Genomic DNA, 15,863 nt, shown 5'->3' on the forward strand with positions numbered 1-15,863 from the left:
ATAATGCTATCATAATAAATTATTTTATATTATAATATTATAATAAATATCTTTAACAAGGTCGCAAGGGTGAACTGTTCCTTAGACCTTTGATAGATATTCAATGTTTCTATAAGAGGATACAATTAATAATCTTTGTAAGCATAATTATAATAATCATGCAATAAAAAATATCAAAAAGATATACAACTTTTTAACTAATGCTATTATGCAATAACTTCATGAGGTAGTCATTAAGAGTAATTATGAAATTAGCCACACAACTCACGGTAAAAACTTTAGGGGACTATGCCTATCAAGCGATTGAAAAACACTTTAAGAAAACCTTGAAGTGGGAAAAATCAGTAAAGAAAGATGAAGATCCAGAAGCGTTGCACCAAATGCGAGTGGGAATGCGTCGCTTACGAACAACTGTAACTAGCTTTGGGCTAGCGGTGGATCTGCCGAAACCAGTTAACGATAAAAATATTGGTAAAATAGCCCGTCGTCTTGGTAGTCTGAGAGATTTAGACGTACTTAAAGAAAGTTTGGAAAACAATTACAAACCAAACTTACCCTGCAAAGAGCAAGAATCTTTAAAAAGAGCTTTCAATGCATTAGCTAAACAACGCGAAGATGTACAATCAAGCGTACAAAAAACGTTAAAAGATGAATCTTATAAGTCTCTAAAAGATGCATTAGACAAGTGGTTGGAAAAGCCTAGTTATCAACCTTTGGCATCTTTTACTATTCAGCAGGTATTACCAGATTTACTTTTACCAGAAGTAAGTAGCTTTTTATTGCATCCAGGTTGGCTAGTTGGCACTGAATTTGTTGAATCAGAAGTGAAAATCCAGAAAAACTGGAAACCAGAAAAGATAGAAAAACAGTTGACAACAGAAGGTGAACTTCTTCACAGCTTGCGAAAAGAAGCTAAACGTCTACGTTACCAAATGGAGCTATTTACTGACTTATATGGTGAGTCTTACGTAGCTTATCTTACAGAAGTGAAAAATATCCAAGAAATTTTGGGTACGATGCAAGATAGTGCTGTCTTAACTGACTGGCTTACAGATGTCTTCAAGTCAGAAATCCAGACTGAACTGCCTACCCTCGCTACTTTGTTAACTGAAAATCGCTACCAGTCGTGGCAGAAGTGGCAACCCTTACAAGAACGGTATCTGAAAGCTGAAACTAAGCATAGCTTTCATTTAACAATACTGCACCCGCTTTCAGGAGTAATAGGGTAAACTACCCTGCTGTTTAGACGGACTGAGCTTGCCGATTCATTGGGAATAACCGCAGAACTCCATAGTTCTGGGGTAAACAGGGGAGGCAGAGGAAGCAGGGGGGAATTTTAGAAGTTACGAAATCATCCCGTTAATATGTAACGCCCCCAAATCTTTTTCTTGCAGTCCTCTGCCTCATGCCTTCATTGATAAATAAGGACGGGTTGCAGCCCGTCTAAATAGCTTGAAAGTGCAAATACACCTTGTATAGTATTGAAAATAACATATATTGGCTAAATCCTTTACCGATAAATATTTGAAAATTTTTGAAAATCGCGTAGGCAAAGCCCACCCTTGGCAAAGCGTCTCGTAGAGAACGTATCGCACTCCTTGCACTCATTGAGCAATTTTGAGTCCTCTCTAGCCTGAAAGCAGTAATAATTGCCCTTAAAAAATATTACTTTCTCTAAATCAGTCATAGTAGAGTTTACAGCTACTAGATACAAAAGCTTCTCTAGAGTGTGTTATTAGAGTGGCTAACTTGTACGTGAACTCAACCAGCAGTTAAGATGAAGGTTTATAAGCATCAAATATGAATGTTTTACTTTTATACCCCCGTTTTCCAAAAAGTTTTTGGTCTTTTGAAAAAACACTGGCTTTATTAGACCGTAAAGCAATGCTACCGCCTTTAGGCTTGGTGACTGTAGCTGCGATATTACCTCAAGAGTGGGAGTATAAGTTAGTAGATCGAAATGTCCGTGTCTGTACGGAAGAAGAGTGGGCTTGGGCAGATTTGGTGATTATGTCGGCGATGATTGTCCAAAAAGAAGATTTACTCTCTCAGATATTAGAAGCAAAACGAAGAGGTAAACGGGTAGCTGTGGGTGGCCCCTTCCCGACAGCGCTACCAGATGAAATGACATCCGTCGGAGCAGATTACTTAATATTAGACGAAGGGGAAATTACGCTACCCTTATTTGTAGCAGCGATCGCACGGGGCGATCGCACAGGCATTTTTCGCTCTGGTGGTGAAAAACCAGATGTAACCAGCACTCCAACGCCTCGCTTTGACTTGCTAGAGTTTGAAGCCTACGCGGAGATGTCAGTGCAATTTTCGCGTGGATGTCCTTTCCAGTGTGAATTTTGCGACATTATTGTGCTGTACGGCCGTAAACCCCGCACCAAAAGCCCAGAACAGCTATTAGCAGAACTTGATTATCTCTATAAATTGGGTTGGCGGCGCAGTATTTTTATGGTGGATGACAACTTCATCGGTAATAAGCGGAATGTCAAATTATTTTTGAAGTCCCTTCTACCTTGGATGGTAGAACATAACTATCCCTTTTCCTTTGCCACAGAGGCTTCAGTTGATTTAGCCCAAGATCAAGAACTGATGGATTTGATGGTAGCGTGTAATTTTGGAGCCGTTTTTCTGGGAATTGAAACCCCCGACGAAGAAAGTCTCACTTTTACTCAGAAATACCAGAATACCAGAGACTCACTCAGTGAGGCAGTGAATAGGATTACCCGCTCAGGGTTGCGAGTTATGGCAGGCTTTATCATTGGGTTTGATGGCGAGAAAGTCGGAGCAGGCGCACGAATTGTCAAGTTTGTTGAGCAAACAGCAATACCCACCGCCTTATTCAGTATGTTGCAAGCACTTCCAGATACAGCGCTTTGGCATAGATTAGAAAAGGAAGGACGACTCCGCAATAAATCAGCCAACATCAACCAAACTACGTTGATGAATTTTGTCCCAACTCGGCCGTTAGAAGACATCGCTCGTGAATATGTGCAGGCGTTCTGTGATTTGTATGAGCCAGAACGGTTTTTGGAGCGTACATACAAACACTTCCGGCTTTTGGGCGAAGCAACCTACCCCAAAAAGGGCAAAGCTGCTAAGAAACCATTGAACTGGAAAGTACTCCGAGCGTTTCTAATTATTTGCTGGCGGCAGGGTGTACGTCGTCAGACGCGCTGGCAATTCTGGCGCAACTTGTGGAGCATGTATCAACATAATCCGGGTGGGGTGAGTAGCTACTTAGCTGTTTGCGCCCAAATTGAGCATTTCTTGGAGTATCGCCAAATTGTCCGCGATGAAATTGAGGCTCAAGTGGCTGAATTTCTGGAAGCAGAAGCTAAGGTAAAACCTGAAGTACAAGTGATGGTTAATTCGTAGCGAATTAAATTTAGCAATACCCCGCAATGCTAATGTATCCCGATGCAATGTTAATGCGTTCCCCTGCAATGCCAATGCATCCCGATGCAATGTTAATGCGTCGCCCTACAATGCCAATGCATCTCGATGCAATGTTAATGCGTCGCCCTGCAATGCCAATGCATCCCGATACAATGTTAATGCGTCGCTCTGCAATGCCAATGCATCCCGATACAATGTTAATGCGTTCGTCTGCATTAAAAACGCTACGCTTTTATTGAGCTATCCGCGCCTAGGCAGCCCCTAAATTTATTTATGGGGTTCAAAATTATTGACTTTTGACTTCTTTAAAAGGGCTGACCATGCCACCCGATAATTTAGAGATTAATGAAGCGACTGCGGCACAATTTGCTCAATTAGTGCTGGATTGTATCGAGCGGGAATATCCTAACAGTGGTCTGTATTGGGCTGATAGCGATGAGGATATAAAACCACCGCGTGAATTGACTCCTGCTTTTTATGGTTGCTTAGATTGGCATTCAGCCGTACATGGTCACTGGTTGCTGGTACGTCTCATGCGTCGCTTTCCTGAAGCCTCTTTTAATGCAGCCTCAAAGCAAGCACTTGGACAGAGCCTAACACCTGAGAAGATTCAAGGAGAAATTGCTCATTTTCAACGGCTACCGTTTTTTGAATTTCCTTATGGTGTGGCATGGCTTTTACAACTGGCTGCCGAACTTCACGAGTGGAATCATCCTCAAGCCAAAGAATGGCGGGTTATATTGGAACCGCTAGAAAAATTAATTGCAGGTAACTTACAGCGTTGGATTGACGGACTGAAACTCCCAAATCGCACAGGGATGCATAGCCAAACAGCTTTTGCACTTGGTTTGATGCTAGATTGGGCACGGATTACCGAAAATGCTGAGTTTATTCAGTTAGTAGAGAACAAGGCACGGCAATTTTATCTTAGCGATCGCAATTATTCCTTACAATTCGAGCCGCTTGGCTACGATTTTCTGTCTCCTGGGCTTGCTGAAGCAGACCTGATGCGGCGAGTTCTGCCAACAGAAGCTTTCACTGACTGGCTGACTGATTTTCTTCCCCAAATACCCATTGATAATTCAGCAAATTGGTTACAACCACCCGGAGTAGATAATCCTAAAGATTATATGCAAGCCCACTTCTACGGTCTTAATCTTAGTCGTGCTTGGATGCTTGAGGGTATAATTTCTGGATTGGCAAATAGCGATCGCCGCATCGAAACACTTCGCTCTACTGCCCTTCACTATCGTCAGCATGGATTAGCAGATATTGTAAGTGAACATTATGCAGCTAGTCACTGGGTAGGTACTTTTGCTGTTTATCTCCTAACGAATCGTGGGTTACAAGGGCAAATTAGTTAATCTCCATGCCCAATGCCCCAATCATTAAAATATGCCAAGTAAATATGCCTTAGCTGACTGAGACTGTCACGATCATAGAGTAAAGAGTAAAAGGCAATCTATTTTGACTTTTAACTTTCTCCTTTTGTTCAACTTTCCACAAGGGTAGGTTTAATCTTGACTAAATTGAAGGTTGGTATCAATGGCTTCGGTCGAATCGGGCGACTTGTGCTTCGCGCTGGCATCGATAACCCCAACATTGAATTTATAGGTATTAACGATCTAGTACCACCAGATAACCTCGCTTACCTATTAAAGTACGACTCAACCCACGGCAGATTAAAGCATAAGGTTGAAGCCAAGGAAGATGGTATCCTCATTGACGGGCATTTCATCCCTTGCGTGTCGGTGAGGAACCCAGCAGAGTTACCTTGGGGAAAATTAGGTGCAGATTATGTGGTAGAAGCTACCGGACTCTTCACTGACCACGAAGGAGCCGCAAACCATCTGAAAGCAGGTGCAAAGCGAGTGGTAATTTCTGCTCCCACCAAAGATCCAGATAGAGTTACTACCCTGTTAATGGGTGTCAATCATCACCTATTTGATCCCAGCAAGGATATAATTGTATCCAATGCTAGCTGCACTACAAACTGTCTAGCTCCCATTGCTAAGGTCATCAATGACAACTTTGGGTTGACTGAAGGGTTAATGACTACAGTTCATGCCATGACTGCTACTCAACCAACTGTAGACGGTCCCAGTAAGAAAGACTGGCGGGGTGGTCGAGGTGCAAGCCAGAATATTATTCCTTCTTCCACAGGCGCAGCTAAAGCTGTAGCCTTGGTTTTACCAGAATTGAAGGGTAGGCTGACTGGTATGGCATTACGAGTTCCGACTCCCGATGTCTCTGTAGTTGATTTAACTTTCAAAACTGCCAAAGCTACTAGTTATAAGGAAATCTGTGCTGCCATGAAGGAAGCTGCCGCAGGTTCGTTGGTGGGTATCCTGGGTTACACAGATGAAGAAGTAGTTTCCACAGATTTTCAAGGCGATACCCATTCTAGTATCTTCGACGCAGGTGCTGGAATTGAGTTGAACTCAAACTTCTTCAAGGTAATTGCCTGGTATGACAACGAGTGGGGCTACTCGAATCGCGTGATTGACCTGATGTTGTCTATGTCACAGAAGGAAAAACTCGCACCGACAGCTGCTGTGGCTTGATTGGTCATTAGTTATTGGTCATTTGTCATTGGTCATTTGTCATTTACTTTTGACTTTTGACCCTTGACTTTTGGGATTTGGGTCAAATGGTAAATACCGCGAAAACAAAACGCCATTTAGTATCTTTATTTACAAAATCAGTGATATAAAGCACATGTGAATTTGGATGCGAAGTCTCTTAATTACGAATTGGTATAAACCATCCAAATTTGCAGGTTACTCCTTAACCCCTAATCCCTATGCGTCGAACCAAAATCATTTGTACTGTTGGCCCGGCTACATCTGCACCTGAAAAGCTGCAAGCCTTGGTAAAAGCTGGAATGAACGTGGCACGGCTGAATTTTTCCCACGGGGCTTATGAATTCCACGCCCAAACTGCTCACTATCTCAGACAAATTAGTACTGAGCAGCAAAAGCCGATCGCAATTATGCAAGACCTGTGTGGCCCGAAGATTCGTTTGGGAACTTTACCACCGGAAGGGTTAAATTTAGAAGCTGGTACTGAAGTCACCTTTGTTTTGCAAGAAAAGGGTGAGAGTATCGATGAACTACCCTTACCATTACCGACTTTGTTCGCAATGGTACGACCAGGCGAACCAATTTTGATTAATGATGGTCGCGTCAAGTTGATTGTTACCGATCGCGATGCCGATCGCATTCGCGCTCAAGTAAAAATTGGCGGGTTAATTTCCACGCACAAAGGAGTAAACCTACCACAAACTCCTTTACCTGTTAGTTCGATCACCGAAAAAGACTTGCTGGATCTGCGCTTTGGGATTCAGTTGGGTGTAGACTGGGTAGCGGTGTCCTTTGTGCGATCGCCACAAGACTTAGAACCCGCCAAGCGAATGATTGAAGCAGCTGGTGCTTCCATCCGCTTAATTGCCAAAATCGAAAGAGCAGAAGCAGTAGAGAATTTTGACTCCATTCTGAAGGTTGCCGACGCGATTATGATTGCTCGTGGCGATTTAGGGGTAGAAGTGCCAATTCACGAAGTCCCCCTAATTCAAAAAGATATTATTCGCCGTTGCAATCGTGCTGGCAAGCCGGTGATTACAGCCACCCAAATGCTAGAGTCGATGATTAGCGCCCCCGATCCCACCCGCGCCGAAGCCACTGATGTTGCCAACTCCATCTTAGATGGGACGGATGCAGTAATGCTTTCTGGTGAAACAGCTGTCGGGCAATATCCCATCGCCGCCGTCGAGATGATGCACAATATCGCTGTGCGGACAGAACAGGCTTTAGATGAAGGTAGCAAACATGCTTGGTGTCATGAAGCAGGCAGTCTCAGCGTTACCGAATCTGTAGCAGAATCCGTGTGTCGCATTGCCTATGAAACAGGCTCACGGGCAATTCTCTGTAACACTTCATCAGGAAATACAGCGAGAATGGTGTCTAAATATCGCCCTACTTCTCCCATTATTGCCCTTACCCCTGATATTACCGCTTATCGCCAACTAGCGCTTTCTTGGGGTGTAGAAGCTTTGCTGATCCCACCAGTCCACAATGCCGAAGAGATGTTTACCAATGTGGTGAACACAGTTGTAGACATGGGTTTAGCGAATAAGGGCGATAAAGTAGTTATTACCTCTGGTGTTCCAATTGGTAAATCAGGAACAACTAGCTTAATTAAAGTGCATTCCATTGGACAGCCAATTTCTGCATAAGGCACTTAGAATAGGGCTGTGGCTGAAGATAGTAAGCAAAATTGGGCAATGATTAAGAAAAATTGCCAGAATCAGAATTGAAGGAAGAGTAAAGAGTGTAAAGAACTGGGGAATAAGTAAATCCTGTAACAAACATCACGGAGTATTTTATGTCTAAGAATTTACTGGAACAATTGCGACAAGTGACTGTTGTAGTCGCAGATACAGGGGATATCCAGGCAATTGAAAAGTTCAAACCCCAAGACGCCACCACCAATCCTTCGCTGATTACTGCTGCGGCGCAGATGCCAGAATATCAGGAAATTGTCGATCAAACTTTACTCCAAGCGAAGAAAGATGCTGGAGCCGGAGCCACCCAAGCACAGATAGTTTCTCTAGCTTTTGACCGTTTGGCAGTTGCCTTTGGATTAAAAATTTTGCAAATCATTCCCGGTCGCGTGTCTACGGAAGTGGATGCTCGCTTGTCCTACGATACCGAAGCTACCCTAACTAAGGCACGGGAATTAATTGCTCAGTATAAAGCTGCTGGAATTGGCCGCGATCGCGTTTTAATTAAAATCGCCAGCACTTGGGAAGGTATTCGCGCTGCGGAAATTCTCGAAAAAGAAGGTATTCACTGTAACCTTACCTTATTGTTTGGTCTTCACCAAGCGATCGCCTGTGCAGAAGCCGGCATTACCCTAATTTCTCCCTTCGTCGGTCGGATTCTTGACTGGTACAAAAAAGATACCGGACGCGATAGCTACCCAGCAGCCGAAGATCCAGGAGTTTTGTCCGTCACCAAAATCTACAACTACTACAAGAAATTCGGCTATAAAACCGAAGTTATGGGAGCTAGCTTCCGTAATATTGGTGAAATTACTGAACTTGCAGGTAGTGATTTGCTGACCATTTCGCCATCACTTTTGGCTGAATTGCAAGCAACTGTTGGAGAACTGCCACGCAAACTCGATCCCGCCAAGGCAGCAAACTTGGAAATTGAAAAAATATCCATTGACAAAGCTACTTATGACAAGATGCACGCCGCTGACCGCATGGCAACCGACAAACTAGATGAGGGCATCAAAGGTTTCACTAAGGCACTAGAAGACCTTGAAAAACTTTTGGCAGATCGACTAGTTCGCCTTGAAGGAGAGGTAGTAGCAGCTCATTAGAACGTAACCATAGTTAGTGGTTAGTGGTTGAATCACCAACCACTAACCATTAGTTAGTTGCATCAGTCCTCATTAATAACGACGGCGGATAATTTGGTATCGCCCGTAAGGCTGCCGTCGTTGGATAATCTGCCGTTGTCTAAACTGCTGCCGTGGTCGAATAATTTGATATCGTCCAAAAGAGCGCCGTGGTCGAATAATTTGATATCGTCCAAAAGAGCGCCGTGGTCGAATAATTTGATATCGTCCAAAAGAGCGCCGTGGTCGAATATTTTGGTATCGTCCAAAGCGCTGCCGACGTCGGATAATCTGCCGCCGTCGGATTATTCGGTATCGTCCTGGTCGCCGTTGAGCAATTAAAAGCTCTCCGGTTTTATCTCCTACTAAATTAGCCTCTGGTGCGGCGCTGTGTTCATTGCGAGCATTACTTAGAGAAATATCCTTTGCTTCAGCTAATGAGGGCGGATACACAAAAGCACATAGCAATAGCGCTATTGAAGATAACTTCTTGAAACCTTTCATGTTTTTGCTTCTACTAGACTTTTAGTAATAACTTTATTAAACACCTTAAAGCCAGCAGATTATTCTCCATCCACTTTTTTTAAACTAATTTAGGATGAAATTGTGGATTTAAATTTCAGACTTATGGTTGATTCTAAATTAGAGTAAACTGTGTTAATAAATAGTGGTCATCCGAAAAATCTGTTTATATCATACTTTTGATATTTACAATCAAACTTACAATTATCTATAAAAGCGAGAGAGTATTTTTACAAGTGCGATCGCTTACATTTAACTTTCTTAAACTTCTAATTAGATTGCAGTTTCCTAATGTTGAGGAAATTACAAGTAAGGAACTAGCTCAATTGCTATTAGATTCTGCAAAGCCGCGGCCATTAGTGCTAGATGCACGAAGTCAGGCAGAGTATGCGGTGAGCCATATCGAAACAGCAGCGCATATAAACGCTCTTTCACCTGATTTAAGAGAACTTTCAATAGTTTCAAAAGGCAGACCAATTGTCCTATACTGTGCTGTTGGCTATCGTAGCGCTAAATTAGCCCAGCAGCTCGATAAAGCTGGGATGAAGTGCATTTATAACTTAAGCGGTGGAATTTTTGAGTGGGCAAATGAAGGAAGGCTCATTTTTAGAGACAAGCAACCGACACAGCTTGTACATCCTTACAATGCAATCTGGGGAAAACTGCTGAAAGCTAGTTACCATGCTCAGGAGCATTGAAGTTTCTGCGATCGCTACTCTTGTAAAAACTACACAAGCTACTTCATTAGAGATTAAATTGGTACGTTAAGAAACGTACCCCATGAGCCAGGAAAATAAAAATTGAACTGGTGAGGTTATAAACAATAGATTGAAGTTTAGAAAAACCACTAGACAATTGAGAAAAATGGGTACTGACAATGGCAGTACCCTACCCCAGTCAAATCTACTACGCGACTACGTTAGAAAGAAGGCGCGTCTATGTAGGTTTATTTTCATAGTCAGACTGTAAACCCTGTAACCCAAAGCCTACAACTGATCTAAGCCCCAGCGATCGCCGTTTCTACGTCTAAGGATATAAGTTTATTTAATTTTGAGAGATTAATGAGATATTAAGTTGAAAACGTTTTTCAGATAGAAACTTATGACAACCGAGCAAGAGCTTCAATCTCTTTTTAATACTTTAGATACCGATCAAGACGGCAAAATCTCCATTAATGATCTTTTTTTAAGTCCTGGCCTAAGTGTAATCATCTCATCAGAAACAAATACCACTACTCCCCAGGAATTACTATTAAATTATGATTCAGACAAAGACGGTAGTATTACCTTTGAAGAATTAAAGGAAGCAGTTGAGAAAGCAAACAATTTAACTTAGCAGTCAAAAAAAACCAATACCAAATACCAATACCCAAAATCCCTCTAAGCGCCCACGTTTTGAGGGATTTTCATGAAAAAGACAATTGTGTGTTCGTTATATTCTCAGTAGCTAAAACTAACCTTGCGAGGTTTGTTTTAGCCCAAAATTGAGTCTGAATCAAGTTCCCACTTATGTTTGAGCAATTCTTGATAAGTAGCTTCCCTAGCTATCATCTGCTTATAGAGCATCAGCAAAAACTCTTGAGCTTGTTCACGGGACATCTGCTTTACTTGATCAGAGAATGTTCTAAGGCTAAATTCTTGTTCTAAAGATAATTCAATGGGTTGATTCATCGCTTTTATTACTTACTCTTTTATTTGGGGCAAATATTGCTTTATATAAATAAATATTACGATAACTTTACAAAACCTAAAGGTGTGGAAACCGTACTAAGTAGGTTAGAATGCCGTATCTGCTGCTAAAAACCTTGATATCACTCCATTGTGGCAACCCAAGTAAAAACCTAACTTCTAAAGTTTCTTACCTTGAGGTTTTTAAAATCATTTTTAGCCTCTGCTTCCGGCTTGCGATCGCCTACGGCCGGCGAAACAGCGCCATCGCTCAAAAGAAGAGATGGGCAATACAATTATTCCTTTGGGCAAGAGTGATGAGCGTTGCGGCGTGATGCTGGAGTTTGAGAATGTGAAGATGACAAATTTACTTAACTGGTGGCAGATGCCCCACAGTGGACTGAATGGATGGTTTGATTTATTCGGCATAGAATCAAAATTGGAGATGTCCACGCCTTAAGTAAGGCGTTGGGGAGAAAGCTACCTTTATCAAAGAAAGTGCCATTCGATTGGCACTATCGTTTACGAGATGCTAAAAATAGCACCTCGCAAACCGTAATGCTTGGATAGCAAAGCACTAATCAAAGGTTAGAATATTTTGAAGCTTTGGGCTATTCATTAGGATCAGGGTTCAGGCATTTCCACGTCTGACTGGGAGCAATGGGAGTGATTGCATCTTTAAAAGATAGATAGGTCTGTGCTTTTACCGTGCCGAAAGGCATCTAGTTTAAACCTTTTTTTCATACTCGAATTACTATAAAAATTATTATACGCATCACTATGCCCCCTTCCATGCTTAAACTTTCACTAATCTCAGCTACTATGATATGCACGCAATTACAGGGTATTGCGTCTGCCCAAAGTAACCCACGTTCTGCTTTTCAGGTAATTAAGGTGCAAGAATTTATCTCTTCTAACCGTATTAAAGTTACTATTCCAAAAGCTGTGGCTGTACAATTGTTTAGCAACTTAGAAGAACAAGAAGGAAGAAAGTCTGAGGACATTTCAGTTGCGTATCCTACACAAAACACATCTGTAATTGTACATACCACAGTAGGTTTGGCTGATGATTCAGTGAGCGGGAAACGAAATCGCATCGAATTGAGACGCAACAAAAATAAATGGGAAATTGTCTGGGTAGGTCGGCAATACAAGTGTCAACCAAATCGAGGTTATCAAGACTGGTCTGGCAGTCTTTGCTCATAATCGCGTTTTTAATCTTCGTCGGTCTGGCTTAATTGGTACTCCAGCCACCGTAATCAAATATATGAAGTAGTATTTTATTTAATGACAAGATGCGTGCAATTTTCACGCTTTTGGTGCAACGCTTCTGGGATGGGGGGAATGCGATCGCCTCGACAAGATTGCAGCACAAGTTCATAGGAAAACTAAACTACTTATGGATTCATTTCTGCGATCGCACTTTAGTCTGACCAATAATGCTAGTTGATAAGCTGTTTTGAAACTCGTCAAACTGCGAGAGTGTAAAACTCGCCTTCTTCGTAGAGCAGATATAACCCTTTGAAACTTGGCGACATTTGACGACATTCAATACCAATATTCATTCAGGCGATCGCTGTCATGGCTTCTATTTATGTAACAAATGATTGCAGACATCAGTCGATTGACCAAGTTTGTCTTATCTCAACTTGAGTTTTTTAAGGGCTAAAGAGAATCAACTCAAATATAAATTTTAATCAATGATACTTAGAATTTATAAGCTATTTATTGATGATATTTCTTAAAAGTAAGAATTTGAAAATACAACTTGAGCATCCGCCATTGCTTTCGGAACTAGCGCAGCAAGTGGGAGTTAGTGTTCGTACTCTCCAGACAGGTTTTTCAGCACTTTTTAACACAACTGTCATGGGTTATTTGACACAGCAACGGCTGGAGAATGCCCAACTGCTAGTCCAGTCACTAACTCCCAGCAATCCCCCTGCCGTTTCGGGAAGTATTGTCACAATTACGGGAGTAGAAAACAAATCCCACGGATAAAGAAAGGTGTAGAGATAATTTTAGAGACAACCCTTGGTGAACAACTGCAACTGACAAAATGTGCCAATGTATGAGCAAGGGTTAAATAAAGACGTTGTAAAAATATACATTTGAATTCTTGCGATCGCATTTGGATAATTTTACCCTTTACTGAAAATCCAGCGAATATTTACCTAACCATTAATAAATATATTAAACTTGTAATCATTGCCATAAAAATGGCTTCTGCAAGTTATAAAACTTCTTCAGAAGCCATCATCATTTAATGTACAAGTATAAAAAAGTTGTACAATTTTGCAGTTTGTAACCCATACATTAGCGTTGGCATTCACGCGACTTATAAAAAGAAAGTTGTACAATTTTCTAAAAATTCGTCATATTGATAAATAAAAAAGTTGTACAATTTATCAAAACCTTACCATATAGGCTTTTCAGGCAATATATTTTCATTTGATCATTTGCTGAAAAAACCTCGGTCTACCTCTAGCTATAAAACATCTCTTGAAGGCGATCGCAATATCTACCCCCAAGAGTTATGTCCCAAATTTGTTATTTAATTTCCAACTTTTTTATTCCTCTACAATTTAATTTAAGTATAAAATTATACTATTCTACGGTGACACTTTTAGCAAGGTTACGAGGCTGATCGACATCCAAACCGCGACGGGCGGCAATATGATAAGCCAATAATTGCAGTGGAACTACTGTCAGAATGGGAGAAAGTAATTCTTCTACATCAGAGATGGGAAGAAGATCGTTAAAAATTTCCGCAGCTTCGCCATCGTTGACGGGAGTCACACCAATTAAGCGAGAATCTCTAGCTTTGGCTTCTTGGGCATTAGAAATAACTTTTTCGTACACACTACCAGGGATTGCGATCGCAACTACTGGTACTTTCGCATCTAAAAGTGCGATTGGACCATGTTTCATCTCTCCAGCCGGATAACCTTCAGCGTGAATGTAGCTGATTTCTTTTAATTTCAACGCCCCCTCCAAAGCAATAGGAAAGTTAATGCCCCTTCCCACAAAAATGAAATCTTTGGTTTCAGCGAATTCGTGGGCTAACTGTTCGGTTAAACTTTCTTGACTTTCTAAAGTTGCCTCAATTTCTTTAGGAATTTGTCGCAACCCGCTAATAATATTCTCTAATGTGTCTGGTGAAACCGTCTGGCGACGATAAGCTAAATCCAATGCTAAAGCATAAAATGCCATCAGTTGAGCGGTAAAAGTTTTTGTCGCCGCTACTCCAATTTCAATTCCTGCCAGAGTACTGATGATATGCGGCATCATATGACCAAGGCTACTTTCTGGACGATTAGTAATTCCTAGCAGTCGTGCTTGATATTTCGGTTCTTTCCCCTGGCGACGTTCTTTTTCCATCGTCAAAGCTGCTAAGGTATCAGCAGTTTCACCTGATTGGGTAACACCAACAATCAAGGTGTTGGGTGTCAATGGTGAGGGTGCATAGCGATACTCAGAAGCGTAATGTACCTGAGTAGAAATTCCTGCAAGTTGTTCAAGTAAATATTTGCCGATTAATGCTGCGTGCCAACTAGTACCACAGGCAACAATTTGAATTTGTTCTAAATCGGTGTAAAAATCTTCTGGCAAACCCAGATTAATTGGCGATCGCTCAGATTGCCCTAAATTATTAAAGTAAGCTTCTAAACTAGCTCTTACTACCCCTGGTTGCTCATGGATTTCTTTGAGCATGAAGTGTTTGAATCCCTGCTTTTCTACCATTGCAGGATTGAAGTTGAGCAGCCGGGGTTGTTTTTTCAACCTGTCGCCAGCAAAATTGTAAATCTCAACGCCCAAAGGTGTGAGGCGGGCAATTTCGCCATTTTCTAGAGGTAGCACTGCACGGGTGTAGGCAACGATCGCAGGCGTGTCAGACGCACAAAAGAACTCCCCTTGCCCAAAACCAATTACCAAAGGTGCTTGCTGGCGAACAACAATCAATTCATCGGGGTAGTCAGCAGAAATCACTGCAAGTGCAAACGCCCCGCGCAAACAGTTAACGGCTTGGCGAATTGCCTCTAGGAAGCCAGATGAGGGAGATGACGGGGGAACATCCTTTAAAAATTCGGCTATAAGATGGGGAATTACTTCTGTATCAGTTTCAGAAAGAAATTGGTGTCCTTTTCCTTTGAGTTCCTCGCGTAAGTCGCGGTAATTTTCGATAATGCCATTTTGCACCACCGCCACTCGCTTTGCCGTATCCATGTGAGGATGGGCGTTGTACTCTTCTGGTTTTCCATGAGTTGCCCAGCGAGTGTGACCTATACCAATTTGGGCAGGCGTTTCTATTTGTTCCAGTTTAGAACGCAGGTTATGCAGTTTACCCTTCGCCCGCACGCAATTAACCTCACCTTCCCAAACAGTGGCGATTCCAGCCGAATCGTAACCCCTATACTCTAGTTTTTCCAGCCCAGCCAGTAAAATGTCTGCCGCCGCTTGAGTGCCTATATATCCAACGATTCCGCACATTGTTCACACCACTTTTTTTCAGGATGATTAAATCCAGTATAGTTCTTGGCACAAACTCGACGTTTTGCAAAGAAAAAAGGGAGTAATTTACTCCCTCTACCACTAGATATTTCTAAAGATGCTTGCTATTAAAAAACTTTAAAAGTTTTGAACACTGAGTTCTGAGTTCTGAGGGCTGAGTGAAGAATCAATAAATTGTTTTTTTGATTTACTTCTTTTGCCTCAGGACTCAAGACCCAGAACTCAGCGAGAACTCTGAGCAAAGCAAAGGCTTGCGCCTCTCCTTTGTTGTCCAAAGAAGACAAGGCAACAGTTCTAGAAGAACGGTTGGGCAGTAGACCCGCATTGCGATCAGAAGTTCGGTGACTTAGC

The 15,863-nt window shown here is 41.9% G+C and carries 15 protein-coding genes and 1 pseudogene; 13 read left to right on the top strand and 3 right to left on the bottom strand.

The window, feature by feature from the left end; all coding sequences use genetic code 11:
- Positions 1 to 245 precede the first annotated feature (245 nt).
- From H6G96_RS08650 to H6G96_RS08680, 7 genes are all read left to right on the top strand, one after another.
- Positions 246 to 1,229, top strand: a complete 984-nt coding sequence (locus H6G96_RS08650; RefSeq protein WP_190911078.1) for a CHAD domain-containing protein — start codon at positions 246 to 248, stop codon at positions 1,227 to 1,229.
- Between the two features lie 571 nt (positions 1,230 to 1,800).
- The gene (locus tag H6G96_RS08655) at positions 1,801 to 3,387 is read left to right on the top strand and encodes a B12-binding domain-containing radical SAM protein (RefSeq protein WP_190911079.1); all 1,587 of its coding nucleotides are present in this window, start codon (positions 1,801 to 1,803) and stop codon (positions 3,385 to 3,387) included.
- 26 nt (positions 3,388 to 3,413) lie between these two features.
- Positions 3,414 to 3,647, top strand: a complete 234-nt coding sequence (locus H6G96_RS08660) for a hypothetical protein (protein ID WP_190911080.1) — start codon at positions 3,414 to 3,416, stop codon at positions 3,645 to 3,647.
- A gap of 57 nt (positions 3,648 to 3,704) precedes the next feature.
- Positions 3,705 to 4,772 (top strand): DUF2891 domain-containing protein, encoded by a 1,068-nt coding sequence (locus H6G96_RS08665; protein ID WP_347242200.1) that lies wholly within the window; start codon positions 3,705 to 3,707, stop codon positions 4,770 to 4,772.
- 156 nt (positions 4,773 to 4,928) lie between these two features.
- A complete protein-coding gene (gene gap, locus H6G96_RS08670; RefSeq protein WP_190911081.1) occupies positions 4,929 to 5,972 on the top strand; it encodes a type I glyceraldehyde-3-phosphate dehydrogenase in 1,044 nt (347 codons plus the stop codon).
- A 239-nt stretch (positions 5,973 to 6,211) separates the two neighbouring features.
- On the top strand, positions 6,212 to 7,642 hold the full coding sequence (pyk, locus tag H6G96_RS08675; protein ID WP_190911082.1) for a pyruvate kinase: 1,431 nt from the start codon (positions 6,212 to 6,214) through the stop codon (positions 7,640 to 7,642).
- Between the two features lie 149 nt (positions 7,643 to 7,791).
- Positions 7,792 to 8,796: a transaldolase gene (locus H6G96_RS08680; protein WP_190911083.1), complete on the top strand. Its 1,005-nt coding sequence runs from the start codon at positions 7,792 to 7,794 to the stop codon at positions 8,794 to 8,796.
- Between the two features lie 72 nt (positions 8,797 to 8,868).
- Here H6G96_RS08680 and H6G96_RS08685 read toward each other — a convergent pair whose 3' ends face one another.
- The gene (locus H6G96_RS08685) at positions 8,869 to 9,318 is read right to left on the bottom strand and encodes a hypothetical protein (RefSeq protein WP_190911084.1); all 450 of its coding nucleotides are present in this window, start codon (positions 9,316 to 9,318) and stop codon (positions 8,869 to 8,871) included.
- 197 nt (positions 9,319 to 9,515) lie between these two features.
- On the opposite strand from H6G96_RS08685, the gene H6G96_RS08690 reads away from it, so the two are divergent.
- Together H6G96_RS08690 and H6G96_RS08695 are read left to right on the top strand one after the other, a co-directional pair.
- The gene (locus H6G96_RS08690; protein ID WP_199339456.1) at positions 9,516 to 10,034 is read left to right on the top strand and encodes a rhodanese-like domain-containing protein; all 519 of its coding nucleotides are present in this window, start codon (positions 9,516 to 9,518) and stop codon (positions 10,032 to 10,034) included.
- A 403-nt stretch (positions 10,035 to 10,437) separates the two neighbouring features.
- Positions 10,438 to 10,671 (top strand): EF-hand domain-containing protein, encoded by a 234-nt coding sequence (locus tag H6G96_RS08695; RefSeq protein ID WP_190911085.1) that lies wholly within the window; start codon positions 10,438 to 10,440, stop codon positions 10,669 to 10,671.
- 137 nt (positions 10,672 to 10,808) lie between these two features.
- Here H6G96_RS08695 and H6G96_RS08700 read toward each other — a convergent pair whose 3' ends face one another.
- Positions 10,809 to 11,006, bottom strand: a complete 198-nt coding sequence (locus H6G96_RS08700; protein WP_190911086.1) for an NblA/ycf18 family protein — start codon at positions 11,004 to 11,006, stop codon at positions 10,809 to 10,811.
- Between the two features lie 280 nt (positions 11,007 to 11,286).
- On the opposite strand from H6G96_RS08700, the gene H6G96_RS08705 reads away from it, so the two are divergent.
- The 4 genes and pseudogenes from H6G96_RS08705 to H6G96_RS41195 all read left to right on the top strand — a co-directional run.
- Complete coding sequence (locus H6G96_RS08705; protein ID WP_190911087.1) at positions 11,287 to 11,463, top strand: hypothetical protein; 177 nt, start codon at positions 11,287 to 11,289, stop codon at positions 11,461 to 11,463.
- Between the two features lie 362 nt (positions 11,464 to 11,825).
- Positions 11,826 to 12,209, top strand: a complete 384-nt coding sequence (locus tag H6G96_RS08710) for a hypothetical protein (protein ID WP_199339457.1) — start codon at positions 11,826 to 11,828, stop codon at positions 12,207 to 12,209.
- Between the two features lie 89 nt (positions 12,210 to 12,298).
- Entirely contained in the window at positions 12,299 to 12,436 is a 138-nt protein-coding gene (locus H6G96_RS08715) for a hypothetical protein (protein WP_190911089.1), read from the top strand.
- Between the two features lie 331 nt (positions 12,437 to 12,767).
- A pseudogene (locus tag H6G96_RS41195) lies at positions 12,768 to 12,917 on the top strand (AraC family transcriptional regulator); the annotation flags it as partial.
- Positions 12,918 to 13,607: 690 nt separating this feature from the next.
- Here the strand turns inward: H6G96_RS41195 and glmS are convergent.
- Positions 13,608 to 15,491 (bottom strand): glutamine--fructose-6-phosphate transaminase (isomerizing), encoded by a 1,884-nt coding sequence (gene glmS / locus H6G96_RS08725; RefSeq protein WP_190911090.1) that lies wholly within the window; start codon positions 15,489 to 15,491, stop codon positions 13,608 to 13,610.
- Positions 15,492 to 15,863: the final 372 nt, after the last annotated feature.

This window comes from Nostoc sp. FACHB-892 (assembly GCF_014698795.1).
Taxonomy (GTDB): Bacteria; Cyanobacteriota; Cyanobacteriia; order Cyanobacteriales; family Nostocaceae; genus Nostoc.

What these genes read in the sequence shown, in the direction of transcription:
- H6G96_RS08650 (WP_190911078.1), top strand. Translation starts at nt 246, where the DNA reads ATGAAATTAGCCACACAACTCACGGTAAAAACTTTAGGGGACTATGCC.
- H6G96_RS08655 (WP_190911079.1), top strand. Translation starts at nt 1,801, where the DNA reads ATGAATGTTTTACTTTTATACCCCCGTTTTCCAAAAAGTTTTTGGTCT.
- H6G96_RS08660 (WP_190911080.1), top strand. Translation starts at nt 3,414, where the DNA reads ATGCTAATGTATCCCGATGCAATGTTAATGCGTTCCCCTGCAATGCCA.
- pyk (WP_190911082.1), top strand. Translation starts at nt 6,212, where the DNA reads ATGCGTCGAACCAAAATCATTTGTACTGTTGGCCCGGCTACATCTGCA.
- H6G96_RS08680 (WP_190911083.1), top strand. Translation starts at nt 7,792, where the DNA reads ATGTCTAAGAATTTACTGGAACAATTGCGACAAGTGACTGTTGTAGTC.
- H6G96_RS08685 (WP_190911084.1), bottom strand. Translation starts at nt 9,318, where the DNA reads ATGAAAGGTTTCAAGAAGTTATCTTCAATAGCGCTATTGCTATGTGCT.
- H6G96_RS08695 (WP_190911085.1), top strand. Translation starts at nt 10,438, where the DNA reads ATGACAACCGAGCAAGAGCTTCAATCTCTTTTTAATACTTTAGATACC.
- H6G96_RS08700 (WP_190911086.1), bottom strand. Translation starts at nt 11,006, where the DNA reads ATGAATCAACCCATTGAATTATCTTTAGAACAAGAATTTAGCCTTAGA.
- H6G96_RS08705 (WP_190911087.1), top strand. Translation starts at nt 11,287, where the DNA reads ATGGGCAATACAATTATTCCTTTGGGCAAGAGTGATGAGCGTTGCGGC.
- H6G96_RS08710 (WP_199339457.1), top strand. Translation starts at nt 11,826, where the DNA reads ATGATATGCACGCAATTACAGGGTATTGCGTCTGCCCAAAGTAACCCA.
- H6G96_RS08715 (WP_190911089.1), top strand. Translation starts at nt 12,299, where the DNA reads ATGCGTGCAATTTTCACGCTTTTGGTGCAACGCTTCTGGGATGGGGGG.
- glmS (WP_190911090.1), bottom strand. Translation starts at nt 15,491, where the DNA reads ATGTGCGGAATCGTTGGATATATAGGCACTCAAGCGGCGGCAGACATT.